10 protein-coding genes are annotated in these 13,927 nt (G+C 31.8%); 1 reads left to right on the top strand and 9 read right to left on the bottom strand.

Annotated elements, in window-relative coordinates:
- Positions 1 to 9 precede the first annotated feature (9 nt).
- The 7 genes from AAFN75_RS13845 to AAFN75_RS13815 form a co-directional block, all read right to left on the bottom strand.
- Positions 10 to 3,222, bottom strand: a complete 3,213-nt coding sequence (locus AAFN75_RS13845) for a SusC/RagA family TonB-linked outer membrane protein (protein ID WP_411806884.1) — start codon at positions 3,220 to 3,222, stop codon at positions 10 to 12.
- Between the two features lie 674 nt (positions 3,223 to 3,896).
- Positions 3,897 to 4,247 (bottom strand): hypothetical protein, encoded by a 351-nt coding sequence (locus tag AAFN75_RS13840; RefSeq protein ID WP_411806883.1) that lies wholly within the window; start codon positions 4,245 to 4,247, stop codon positions 3,897 to 3,899.
- A gap of 66 nt (positions 4,248 to 4,313) precedes the next feature.
- Entirely contained in the window at positions 4,314 to 5,327 is a 1,014-nt protein-coding gene (locus tag AAFN75_RS13835; protein WP_411806882.1) for a family 16 glycosylhydrolase, read from the bottom strand.
- 33 nt (positions 5,328 to 5,360) lie between these two features.
- Positions 5,361 to 6,347: a family 16 glycosylhydrolase gene (locus AAFN75_RS13830; protein WP_411806881.1), complete on the bottom strand. Its 987-nt coding sequence runs from the start codon at positions 6,345 to 6,347 to the stop codon at positions 5,361 to 5,363.
- Between the two features lie 14 nt (positions 6,348 to 6,361).
- The gene (locus tag AAFN75_RS13825) at positions 6,362 to 7,450 is read right to left on the bottom strand and encodes a sugar kinase (RefSeq protein WP_411806880.1); all 1,089 of its coding nucleotides are present in this window, start codon (positions 7,448 to 7,450) and stop codon (positions 6,362 to 6,364) included.
- A gap of 4 nt (positions 7,451 to 7,454) precedes the next feature.
- Complete coding sequence (locus tag AAFN75_RS13820) at positions 7,455 to 8,132, bottom strand: bifunctional 4-hydroxy-2-oxoglutarate aldolase/2-dehydro-3-deoxy-phosphogluconate aldolase (protein ID WP_411806879.1); 678 nt, start codon at positions 8,130 to 8,132, stop codon at positions 7,455 to 7,457.
- A 713-nt stretch (positions 8,133 to 8,845) separates the two neighbouring features.
- On the bottom strand, positions 8,846 to 9,709 hold the full coding sequence (locus AAFN75_RS13815; RefSeq protein WP_411806878.1) for an AraC family transcriptional regulator: 864 nt from the start codon (positions 9,707 to 9,709) through the stop codon (positions 8,846 to 8,848).
- A gap of 596 nt (positions 9,710 to 10,305) precedes the next feature.
- On the opposite strand from AAFN75_RS13815, the gene AAFN75_RS13810 reads away from it, so the two are divergent.
- Positions 10,306 to 11,346, top strand: a complete 1,041-nt coding sequence (locus AAFN75_RS13810; protein WP_411806877.1) for a T9SS type A sorting domain-containing protein — start codon at positions 10,306 to 10,308, stop codon at positions 11,344 to 11,346.
- Between the two features lie 278 nt (positions 11,347 to 11,624).
- Here AAFN75_RS13810 and AAFN75_RS13805 read toward each other — a convergent pair whose 3' ends face one another.
- Complete coding sequence (locus tag AAFN75_RS13805) at positions 11,625 to 11,867, bottom strand: T9SS type B sorting domain-containing protein (RefSeq protein ID WP_411809285.1); 243 nt, start codon at positions 11,865 to 11,867, stop codon at positions 11,625 to 11,627.
- A gap of 328 nt (positions 11,868 to 12,195) precedes the next feature.
- Entirely contained in the window at positions 12,196 to 13,926 is a 1,731-nt protein-coding gene (locus tag AAFN75_RS13800) for a PKD domain-containing protein (RefSeq protein WP_411806876.1), read from the bottom strand.
- Position 13,927: the final 1 nt, after the last annotated feature.

Below are 13,927 nucleotides of genomic sequence, written 5' to 3'. Positions count from 1 at the left end.
CATAACTAATTAAAAATTTATATTTAATCCGAGAGTATAACTCTTTAATGACGGGTATGTACTATTTCTAAAGTTGTTATAACCTGTTGCTTCTGGATCTAAACCTAAATCATATATATCGGAGAACATGGTAAGTACATTAAACCCTCTAAGCGATATTTTAATATCAGCAAATTTTGTAACATCTTTTGTAAGTGTATAACCAATTTCAATTTCTTTCAGCCTTAAAAAAGAAGCATCTTTTAAATATAAATCTGCACCTTCAAAACCACTATTAACCGCCGAAGCTGCTATTTGGTTTTGCACGCCACTATAGGTATCTCCTTGAGCAAATGCTCTTGGATAAGATGCATCACGGTTATTAGGAGTCCATCTATCATTAAAGACAAAATCTGGTTTAGCTCCCGATTGGTCAAAAAACACTAACACATCTGCTTGTGCCTGACCTTGAAAAAGAAAATTAAAATTCCAATTGTTATAATTCATTCCACCATAAATACCATATTGTATTTCTGGAATAGCCGACGTATCAACTCTTATTCTATCATCAGCACTTATCACACCATCTTCGTTAGTATCAAGATAAATAGGCTCTCCTTCTACGGTGCCATCTTTTTTTACTGCCGTAGCATCTACTTGTGCTTGATCTCTAAAAATACCCGCTGTAGGGAAAACTATATAAGAGTTTACAGATTTACCTTCTCTTTTTCTATAATCAGGAACATTATCTGATTCTCCAAGAGTTACTACCTCATTTTGAGCATTAGTAAAATTAAAACCAAGATTGTAATCTACTTCTCCAATTTTATCTTTCCAACCTAATTCAAATTCCCATCCAAAATTATTCACTTCACCTATATTTTCATCTGGTAAAGCACTTCCTGTTAACCCCGAAATATCCGGAACACCGCTACTTCCAACTAATATATCTGTTCTCTTTTGGTAGAAATAATTAAAATCTCCTGATAACCTGCTATCAAATAAAGAAAAACTCAATCCAACATTCATCATGTCTGCTGTTTCCCAAGTCACTTGTTCATTTGGAACTACACTTCTACCAAAACCACCTAAAGCTACTCCAGGCGTACCAAATACATAGCCATTAGGTTGATACCATCCATTACCCTGAGCATTTGTAGGATAACCTAGGGCATAACTATTTAAATATTGAAATTGGTCAATTCTATCATTACCCATTCTTGAAAAGGATGATCTTATTTTTAGAGCATTAATCCAGTCTACATTTTCCATGAATGATTCTTTATCTATTGCCCATGATAGTGCTACACCAGGGAAAGTACCAAACTTGTTTCCAGGAGCAAACCTACTAGAACCATCACGACGGACTGTTAAATCAATAAAATACTTTTTCTGAAAATCATAGGATAATGAACCAAAATAACTAACAAATCCAAAATCTTGAGAAGTCCCCCCATTTGTTTGATTATCACCAGACCCAAGATCTAACTCTGCAATTGATTCTACGTTAAAACCAGTTCTTTGAGCAAAAAAAGAACGGTTTTTAGTTGAAGAATTCTCATATCCAACAAAGGCGCTTAAATTATGATCTTCACCTAAGGTTTTTGAGTAATGAATAGTAGTGTTCAATAACGTTTGGTTACTTTTATTAAAAGTATCTTGTAGCACTCTATCTGGACTAACTTGATATCCTTGAGATTCTTCATATTCACCATTAACCAGTTGATAATATGACCATGGCTTATCCCAAGATCTATTTTCATAACTAACTTGACCAAGGCCAGCAAATCCTCTTATACTTAATCCTTCAACATATTGATCTAATTTCCAATTATAAGAAATTCTAGCTCTATAATTATGAGTAATTCTATTAGTAAACCCAGATGCATTACTAGCCATTAGGTATGGGTTTTGTCCGTTTTCACCACCAAAACCAGGTAATCCATTAGGATATATGCCAACCTGTGTTGGTAAATTTGTATATATATGTTTATATATGTTTGCTCTATCAACACCAGGCTCATTTGTCTCACCTATTCTACCCGATAAATCAACACCTAATTTAAATCCTTCAAACAAATTAATATCTATATTAGAACGTAATTGGTATTGTTTAAAATTTAAATCGCCAGATCTATAAATACCTTTTTGATTAAGTGCATCTCCACTTACAAAATAACTAACGTTTTCACTTCCTCCAGATATAGACAATGAATTTCTTGTTTCTGGCGAAGTACTAGCAAATGTTAAATCTGCCCAATCCGTATTAGGGAAATTTATAGGATCACTGCCATTAGCATATGTATCAATATCTGTTTGTGAAAAAGGCAATGCTGATCCATTTCTATCTGCTATTTCGTTTTCATAAATGGCATACTGCTCCGATGTCATTTGTGATGGAAAATTAGAAAATTGAGAAACTGAATATTGGGTTGAGAAATTAAATTTAGGCTTACCAGATTTACCTCTTTTAGTAGTAATTAAAATTACTCCATTTGCCGCTCTAGTACCATAAATAGCAGCGGCGCCATCTTTTAAAACAGATAAAGACTCAATATCTTGCGGTGCCAATTGTTGAAAAGAACCTGAAGGAATACCGTCTATTAATATTAACGGAGAATTGTTTCCTAATGTTGAAACACCACGAATTAGTAAGGTTAAATCTTCACTACTTGTAGAACCGGGATAACCACCTCTATCTGCAACAATAAGACCAGAAACTTTACCGGATAAAGATTTAGCAACATCCTTATTTGCTGAATTTTGAATCTCAGCGGCATTCACAGTACTTACAGAGCCTGTAATATCTCCTCGCTTTCTTGTAGTATAACCAACTACAACTATTTCATCAAGTTTTGCTGCGTCTTCTAATAAGGTTATATTTAACGTTGTATTATTTCCTACAACAACTTCTTGAGTTGCATAACCAACATAAGAAACCACAAGTACGACACTGGCATTATCAACAGATATGCTATAATTACCATCAAAATCGGTTTGTGCACCGTTTGTGGTTCCTTTAACAAGAATGTTTACACCTGGTAATGGACCGTTTGCATCTGAAACTGTTCCTGTGACTGTAATCTGTTGAGTCGATTCAACTTCTAATTTTTCTATTTCAGAAAAGGTATTTGCATGTATTTGAAAAAGTGAACATACAATTAAACAAATTGTAATTTTCAACTTTAAATCAAACTTTAATGAATAAAGGGTATTTCCCTTTAAATTAAGGTGATTTTTCATATTTTTGTTTTTAGTTTAATGGTTTAATTAAGTTTGAATCATTTTATGTTATCGGGAAATGTTCCAGCATTTGCCGATTTTTTTTATATAAAATGAGTTTTGTTTAGTTAATTGTAGTAGAGTTTATGTCATATATTTTTGTATTGGTTTAAATATTTAACTATTCTTTTCTTAAGGCTTTAAGAAAACATCAAAATAGTTTAACTCAAAATTAACATTATAACATAGTGAAAACCTATTCTAAATTACCCTACATCATAAATAATTTACCTTGCATATAGTTTTTGTAAAATAATTCTTACATAAGTTAACTTTCATTCAAAATTTAAAGGAAGAAAAACAGTACTAAGGGAAAGCTCTAATAAAATTGAAAGACGTACAAAAAAAAACCCCAAGAATTTGACCTTGAGGATTTTTCAATTATAAATTATTTTTTAAGCTAAAGATTTTTAAGTTCCTTCCGTATTCTATTCAAAAAAGGAGCATACTCATTATACGCTTTTCCTATTATTTTGGTTAAAGTCTAATGAAAACTTTGAGCAATTTATTTTCGCATTCTTTCCAAAAATGGTTTTAATTAATTGTAAGTGTTTTTTGTATTTTTAGTTTAAAAAACAATTAAAAACCGGATATATATTAACTATATACCCGGTTTATTTATTTTAAAAAATCAATTATTTTTTAAGTGCCTCTCGCATTTTATCTAAAAAAGGCTTTAGCTCTTTATAAGATTTACCAGTTAATTTAACCATAGTACTGTTAAAAGCTTTACTAGAATTACTTGTGATTTCATTTTTCTCTTCTTTAGTTATTTTTCCAGATTTAAAGTCTTGGTTAGCACTAATATAAGTTTTAACCATATCCATTCTAGATTCACGAAGTGTTTCTTGTTGATCTTCATCTAAATTATATTCAGTTGCTGCAGCTGCAACAAACTTATCGTTTTGACCTACATGCCACTTATTCTGTCCAAAAGTTACAGAAACCGTCATAACTAATACTAGTACTAAAAGAATTTTTTTCATAATAATAAATTTAATGTTAATAATTAATGTTTGTATATAATCTACTTTATTCAATAATCGAACCATTTACTGTTTTTTTTGCCAAATGCGCACATATTCAATTTCAAAATCTACAACGCCATCATCTTTTTTTCCATCAGGGCTATTTAACTCTAAATCTTCTTTGCTATCTGGAACACCGTGCCATGGAAATGTTTCTTGATCCAACCAAATATGAATTGGACCATCCATAACCCACCCGTTAGGTAAGTTTTTTTCTTTAGCATAAGCATCTACTTGCTCTTTAGTGGCTTGTGTAAATAGTTTGCCATCAACATAAAGTTTTAGCCCGTTTTCATTCCATTCTATACCATAAACATGAAAATCATCAGCGACTCTAAACCCATAATCTAAACGCTCTGTATAAACTGTTTTACCTTTTCCTTCTTTACTCCAATCATGAATAGACCACCATAGTTCTCTGTCTTTCCATTCTTTTCCTTTTTGACGATGATCTCCGAACTGTTCAAATATATCAAGTTCTGTTTGACTTCCTGTTGCCCAAAATGCGCTAGTAATTTCTGCATCAGCAGCTTTACTTTTTATTTCCATGTAACCATATTTGAAATTCTTTCGACCAATAAAACAGGCTGTCGTTAAGTTTTCAAATTTTTCAACTTTTTTATCTGGACCCCAGGTTTGTTTATTATCATCAGCGAAAGGAAAATCTGGTTCCCACCGGGTTTCAAGAATTAATTTACCGTTTTCTAAACGATAATTTCTACCTGAAAACTGAGAAGGGGCACGTCCCTTCCAAACTCTTTTATTAGGGTAATCTGGATCTTTATAAACAGGTTTTCCGTTTTCAAATTTACCAACAATATACCATCGATCTTCATCAATTTTTGAGGCTTCAAATTCATCACTAGCTTCTGTATTTAGCACCCAATTACCCGTATTAGTTGGATCTGAAAATGGATATACTGCATTATTAACTAGTGTTGTCTTCTTTGCAGTATCTTGGCTTTTACAACCAACAAAAACAAAAGTCCCTACTAATAGAGCTATAAAATAAAAATTATTCTTCATTCTTTTTTTCATACTTACTTTGTTAATTTTTGCACTTAGTCTCATTTACTGTTTTTGCCACACTCTTAAATATTCTATTTGATATTCAGCTGGTAAATCTGCTTCCGTAGGCAACCCTAACCATGGAAAGGTTTCAGAATCAAACCATACCCAATAATTTACATCTGTGACCCATCTTTCTGGATTGGCCCCATTATTTGTAAGTTCCGATTTCAATATCGTTCCATTTGGATGCAAAATGCCATCAATATATACTTTAATATATTCTGGAGTCCAATCAAATCCATAGACGTGAAAATCATCCGCAGTATTAGTATCGGCTTGAATGTTTCTAGTATGAACTGGCCCATTAAAAACTGGCTGATAAAATGGACTGTTTGGATCCCAACTAATAATATTAAATTTCAACCTTTTTTTCCATGCCTCATTGGTTTTATGGCCTCCAAACATTTCAAACATATCTAATTCTGATGTGTTAGCCCCAGTAGTCCAAAAAGAACTGGTTAATGGTGCTTTAGCCGACTTACTTTTAATTTCCATATAACCATATTTAAACTGCTTTTTACTTATAACAGCTGCTGTAGTTATATTTTTGTATTTGTAAACGACCCCATTTACTGTTTGAGTTCTATCTTGATTAAAAGGATAAGTAGGTTCCCATTTGCTTACTATTTTTAATTTACCCGATTCTACTACAGCATTATTTACAGAAAACTCAGAAGGCGCTCTTCCTATAAAATTTGACTTATACACGCCACCTTTTCCTTGGATTTGCCATTTAGACTCATCTAAATTAGAGGTTTCAAATTCATCACTAACTTCAGAATTTAAAACCCAATTCCCTGTATTAGACTGATCTGACAATGGATAATTACTATTTGGTGTATTATCAACAGGAGGTACTATTATTATTTCTTTTTCTTCTTCCTCTTCATCAGTTGGTGAATCACTACCAGAACAGCTAGATTGTAGAGTCATTAAAGCAATGAGTCCTATGATAAAAATGCAATTGCATTTTTTTTTTGGAATCATAAACATATCATTCATTATCGTACAACCCTTCCTGAACCAGAACCACCCATTAATGTTTCTACTTCCGAACGCGTAGAAAAGTTAAAATCTCCTTTTATAGAATGTTTCAAACAAGATGCCGCCACAGCGTATTTTACCGCAGTTTGAGGTTCGGATAAATCTGCAGTTGTTAACGCAAATATTAAACCTCCAGCAAAAGAATCTCCACCACCTACTCTATCAACTATGTTTTTAATTTCATAAGATTGGTAATTCCCATTCCCATCTAATGGCGCAAAAAAGGCCTTATCTGAAGCTACATCATATAACATAGCACCCCAATTATTGTGAGATGCAGAATAGCTTTCACGTAACGTGATTGCTACCTTACTTACATTTGGAAATTGCTTGGATACTTGACGAGCCACATCTGGATAACGAGACGTATCTAATTTCCCTTTGTGAACATCTGTATCACCGGCTTTAATCCCTAATACATCATGACAGTCTTCTTCATTTCCTATAACGACATCAATGAAAGGCAAAATTTTACGCATAGTGTCTTGTGCTAATTCACGAGCAGATTTTGACGCATCCCAATCCCAAAGTTTTCCTCTAAAATTTAAATCTATTGAAACAGAAGCTCCAGCTGCTTTGGCATTTTTTGCTGCCACTAAAGTTGCTTCTGCTGCATTTTTTGACAGTGCAGGTGTAATGCCACTTAAATGCAACCAACTGGCACCATTAAAAATAGCATCCCAATTGTATGCGTCTGGAGGTGTAATAGCAATTGCAGAATCTGCACGATCATATATCACATTACTTGGTCTTTGATTTGCACCAGTTTCTAAGAAATACAAGCCTAAACGCCCTTTATTTGTTCGTAATACATATTGAGTATCTACCCCAACGGCACGAACAGAATCAATGGTTGCTTCGGCTAAAGCATGTTTAGGAAGGGCGGTAACATAACGAGCTACACCACCAAAATTACAAATGGATGCTGCTACACTAGCTTCTGCACCGGCATACGTCATATCAAATTGACGTGTTTGTCTTAATCTTAAATTATCAGGTGCAGCAATTCTACCCATGATTTCTCCAAATGTTACTACTGTATTCATAATATTATTTATTAGTTCTAATCTTTTTTATTAACGTTCTAATTTCCATGGCATTTTTTGTGATTTCTGTCCAATTTTCAGATTGAATTAATGGACGTTTAGCCACCCATGAACCACCTATTGCTGTTATTAATGAAGATTCTAAATACGAACCTGCATTTTCTAAATTACATCCTCCAAGAGGAATAAATTTTGGGTTTAAATATTGATAAGGCGCCACCATGTTTGTTAAGTGATCCATTCCTCCAGATGATTCTGCAGGGAAATATTTTAAAATCCTACACCCTTCTTCAAGTGCCATTTCAATATCTGTTGGCGTCATAATTCCAGGCGCAAAAGACAACCCTTGTTTTCTTGCTTCGGCAATAATTCTTGGATTACAACCAGGTGACACTGCGAAATCTGCTCCAACATCCACTACTGCTTTTACTTGATCGACTGTTAAAACCGTACCAAAGCCTAAACAAATTTCAGGAACTTCTTTTTTAATTAAACGAGCAGCATCAAGTGCTACGGGTGTACGAAGTGTTAACTCAATAGCATCAACGCCTCCTTTTAAAAGTGCTTTAGCTAAAGGTACCGCATGTTTTAATTCATCAACAATAAGTACTGCTATAATACCAGCTTCATCTATTTTTTTTATTATTTCAGGCGCCATTGCCTGTTGTGCTATTGGATACATTTTCTTTAATTAAAGTGATTATATTGTTTGTATTATGTTTATTCAGAAATTTCTAAAAATTCTACAGGAGATCCTAAATGTTCTATATAAGATGCACGTACTCCTTTAGCTGGAGAAAATATATCTACGAAAATTTCCACGTTCGCAATAACCATCCCATTTTTTTTCTTCTGTTGTTGATATTTCAATGTGCCTAAACTGATATTCCATTTTGATTTTAATTTAATTCTCTAATTAATTTATATTGTTATCAAGCGGTTGATTCTACAAAACAAGAAGAAAATAGTGAGCAAAAATTGATAAAACTTACCCTGTTCATATCTTATTTTACCAATATGCAACTTTTTAACACTTATAAGCAAGAATCCCAAAAAAATAAGCTAGCTTGGGGCAAGCCTACGAAGTATTAAAATTCCAAAAATCAAATACTAAATTCTAAAAAAAGGAAAACGAAGTAAGCCTCGAGGTATTAATCCCTAAACCAATTAAGACCATGAAAACATTTGAAAAGCAGAAAAACAAAAGAATAGAAAGGTTCAAAAATCTCTAATTATTATTATTTTAATAATTCAAAGATAATTTCAACTATACTTTTGAACATTTATATCAAATATTACAAATGCAAAATAATATGAAAATTAGAAATGAAGTTTATCACTAATTACCCAATAATAAAATTAAATTACCTGAAAAATGGTATTTAAAATAAATACTCACAATTTATATCTATAAGACTTGGGAGTATCGCCTATGATATTCTTAAATTGTTTGTTGAAATTAGGGATTGATTTATAACCAACCATATAGCATATTTCTGAAATAGGATAGTTTTCTTGCACAAGCATACGCGCTGCATTTCTAACACGAATTTCGTTTAAAAACTCAGTAAATGATTTGTTAGTCATTTTTTTGAAAAAGCGACAAAAAGAGTTTGTTGTCATACAAGCAATTCCAGCAACATCTCCTAAACTAATTTCACTTTTATAATTATCAGAGATATACCTTATTACGTTATCTAAACGATCAGGATTATCCTTTGAAAACTGACGCATATCTGTTGAAGACAATACCGTTTTATATTTTTCATCACATAATGATAATTTATATAAAATATGCAGAAGTTTTATGGATTGTTCGCCTTTAGATAAGTCGCTCAATTCAATAATTTCATCATGTAATTGCTTGCTTATCTTTTTATCAAAGGATACTCCAAACTTAGATTGCTCTAGTAACCTTTTTATTTTAACAAATTCAGAGTTATCAAATGTACCTTCTCCCATGAAATTGGGCAAAAACTTCATAACCATGGTTTTGACTATCAAGTCTCCATCATTTTGATAATAAGATTCATCATTCCTCCAAAGATGCGGTAAATACGATCCAACTAAAACTAAATCGCCTACAGAAAAGTGAGAAACATTATCACCTACAAATCTAATGCCGCTACTTTTTGAAATATAAAGAAGCTCATATTCAGGATGGTAATGCCATGCGGTATCTAAACAAGGGACTTCCTTCTTGTATATATTGATTCGTTTGTTAACAAAGTTTTCTGTATTTTTTAAAACTAGCTTCATGAATATTATCGTCCTAAGTTTTCTTTATAAAATTAATAATTCAAAAATTATTTGCCTGTACTTTTTATTCAAATGAAAAAATCGACAATTTCCACTTAAACACTTTCACTAATATAATGATTTTGTGACAGTATTATAATTAATTCGACAAATTAATGATAATTTCTTAGTGTTTTTAACACTCCAAATTAATATAACCTCATCTAAATAATTTATTATTTTTCCAAAAACATGCATAAGTCATTATTTATCAATTATTTATAATAAAATTCAAAAAACCTAACCTCATGAATATATTGATTTGATTCTTAATACATTTTACCTCTTAAAAGTTTAGTATTATTCTTAACGAGAGATAAATATCATAGCTATTTATTCGAAATTTCAAAAAATTGTATTTGACTTCTATTTAAAACCACATAAATAAAAAGATACTACCAAAATAGCTTTATTAAAACTATCTAGAAACCAAACATATAACAGTCAATTTAAGATAAAATAAGAGAAGTAGAGGGTAATATTTAACCATTCTACAGCCCTTATGTTTAATAACTTTATATCAAACAAATTTATTAATTGCTAAACTATTTTTAATCATGAAAAAACTTTACTCTTCTATTTTATTAATTTTTGCATTTACAATTTTCACAAGTGGACAAACTATCTTTTCATCAGATTTTACTACTACCGATTACACTACTGGTCTTCCTCAAACAAACTTGAACGATCATCCAGACTGGAAAGCTGGACATTTTGGCAATGCTAATACATGGGTAGCTTTTACAACTGCTAATCCAAAAGATGTTATTAGAACTCAAGCTGCATTTACTTATGCGATTGTAGATAGTAAGCCTATAATTGCTGTCAATACAGATGTTATAACTATAAAAATCTCTGTAGATTTAGGTTTTAATGGTCAAACTTATGGTACAACTGCTGGAGAAAACTTATGTTTCTTAGGGTTACTTAATCAAAATAACCCAACGGCGGGTAGTGAAGCCAATGTAAGAGATGGTGTTATGATAGCTAATCAAGCTGCTGCTGGTAAGCTTGCCTTAACAAATAATAATCAGGGCAATGGTAGTGCTTTTGATGTAGCTTCAGGAATTTTAAACAATGAATTAAATGCCAGAACTTATGAAGTGATTATTGAGTATACTATTGGCTCTGATGCGGCTTCATCTTCTAAAAAAGCTAAAATAGAGAGCCTTTTAGGAACAGAAGGTTCATCAACAACAACAGTTTCAACAGCAATGAATCCAGCTGTTTATACTGCATTAACTGGGACTGGTGCTTATTTTATGGATTGGGCCTTGAATTTTGCCAGGGATGACAGTGCAATAAACACGATGCAAATTAATAATCTTGAAATTACTAAAAACTCACCATTGTTATCCACAAGAGATCTTAATGCTTTTGAATTTAACATGTATCCAAACCCTGTTAAAAATCTATTACATATTAACACTTTAGAGCCTTTACAAAAAATTGAAATATTTGATTTATTAGGTAAATCTGTATTAACAACTACGAATGTTAGATCAAGTATTGATGTTTCAAGCCTCAATAGATCTCTTTATATTATTAAATTGACTTCTGACAATGGAGTTGCAACAAAAAAATTCATTAAAAAATAGTTTAGTTTAGTTTTTATTTAGTTTAGACGTCTCTTTAATTATAAAGAGACGTTTTTTATATAAACTAACCGTCGTAAGGCACACACTAAATTGGATATTACCAATTGTTAATTTAAGTATATTGGTACGTGTTTGTATTTTTTACCTGTAGTAAACTTATTTTATCAAATTAACTTCAGTTGATTATAGAAAGTATAACAAGAATCTAGCTTTTGCGTAACTAATAGCCAAGTATTATTAGTTTAAATTTGGTATATATATTCACCAAAATTACCTTTTTAATGCGACATGCCCAGTAAATATCTGATTATCAATAATAATAATAACATACCAATAGTCGTCGGTAAGTAATTCAAAACCATTAAAGGTACCATCCATGAAAATGCTTTATTTACAGCGTGTTTTAAAAGTTTTCCGTAACGATTAAAAATAGAAACTTGAGAACTCCCAAAATATTCAAGACCGCCCAAATCAAAAGTATCATTGTTACCATCATTATTAAGTGTAAAATACTTAGGAATATAAAAATGTAAATGTTGCTCAGTTTTGGTATCATTACAATTTTGCCCTTTTATGTAAACCGTATATAAGCCACCTTTTACATGATAAAAAATATTACTAGATTGAAATATATTTCCAACTAATGAGTATAAAAAATCTCCTGTATTAAAGGTTTTTATTATTATTATTATTATTATTATTATATCATTTCCATCCGACTCAACGGTGTCTTTATTTGGGGATTCAATTTGTTCTATGATATAAGTCTTCTTAACAATTATACTTACAAGAAAAAGAGACTGCCTTTTCAGACAGCCTCACTCTTATTATTTTTAATAGTTAAGGAATTTAAGGTCTTTTCTCTACACCTATAATTTGTAAATTATCTAGATAAAAAACCTGTCTCCCAGAAATACTAGGGTTATCTGAGTCTCTAAAGTTAAAAATTAAATTACCTCCTAATGCACTTCCAGCTGTAAATTCACGTTTTACAGTGAACCATTCATCTGTATTTGGTGCATTTATAGAAACTGTTTGCGTTCTTGGTTCTCCTTGCTGAATAACTTGAAAAATTCCTTCAAAATCTGATCCATTTTCTATATACATATCAAATGTTAGCATATAATCTCCAGCAGGAATATTAGAGTTTGACAATAGCGTATTTGATAGACTTAAAAAGCCTATACCGTTATCAAAAGGCATATTTGCATTAAATTTTAAAGAAGCATTACCGTCGCTAGAACGTTCGGTACTCCTATCTATAAATAAACTACCATCAGTATTTTTGGCATTATCTAAATTATTACCACCACCAACAAACAAACCATAGCCAAGTGTGTTTGCATTTCTCTCGTTAGCAACAGACGTTTCCATGCTTGGATTAGCAACATCTGTTAGAAAATTTGTAAACAAATTATCTACAGACACATTTGTAAATGCCTCTAGTGTTCTTTGATCAATAGACTCTATAGACGTACCGTTATAACTTATAGTTACAGTATCAGAATTATATATTGGCTCAGAAAGCACCAATTCAACAACAGATCCATTACTTGAACTTATACGAACAGCACTAGGACTACTAGAAGTAGTAAAGGAACCATTAGTAATATCTACAGTAAAATTGGCACTACTATTGCCAACAGTCTCAACTATACCATTTACAGGAAAAGACAAAATATTAGTCCCAAGTGTTGGATTATTATCGTCTACAGCCATTCCGTTATTACTAATAACAAATGGTTGTGTAGAAGGTATAATTTTAACTATTACAGGTAACGTTTTTGTTTGTTCAGCAAAAAACAACCCTTTTCCTTTTTTATTTCTATTTACTGTAATGGTGGCGGAATATTCTCCAGGTCTGTTATACAAAACATCAATCTCTTGGTCTTCACTGGTTTCTGGAGTTCCGCTTTCAAAATTCCAAACTCGACCATCAGGTCTGCCTATGGTAGACAAATCTTTAAAATTTAAAGTTGTACCAGCTTCTAATGTTAAAGTTGTGAAACCACTTGTATCAGTAGCACTTGGATTTTGTCCAGCTGTTAATAAAACTTCTTCACTAGTTGTTGTGTTAGTAATTGAAGCTTCAGCATTTAATCTAGCGTATACATCGTAAGTAAGTGAATTGGACAATCTCCATAAATCTTCAACTTGCACGGCATCTTTACCCAAATAACTTACAGGTTGTGGGAAAAAACTATTTAAAGTCACTATTTTTTCACCTGGCTCTTGAAATAACACATGAACGGTTGGCCTCCAGTTAGAAGAATTTAATTCAGGATCTATAAATGCTTCTAAATTTAAAGAGTCCTTTCTTTGGAAAGTATCTTTTAAAAACCGGGTACCTGGGCTAATTGACCAAGACCTAGAAACCACTCCTTGAGATAAATCTGCTAGAGAACTAAAATCGTTTACAGAAATAGGTATTATATTATTAATTGTTGTCTCATCAACTCTATTCAAGCTTGGTGTAAATAAATCCGCAACAACTAAATCTGAAAGCGGTTCAAAATCGTCTTTAGGCCCACAATTAAATAAGGCTAAAAAAGCTATTAAAATGATATTATATTTTTTCATA

Source organism: Algibacter sp. AS12, from assembly GCF_046736315.1.
Taxonomy (GTDB): Bacteria; Bacteroidota; Bacteroidia; order Flavobacteriales; family Flavobacteriaceae; genus Algibacter_B; species Algibacter_B amylolyticus.
The sequence above is the reverse complement of the archived record's forward strand: the minus strand, read 5'-3'. Positions and strand labels throughout refer to the sequence as shown.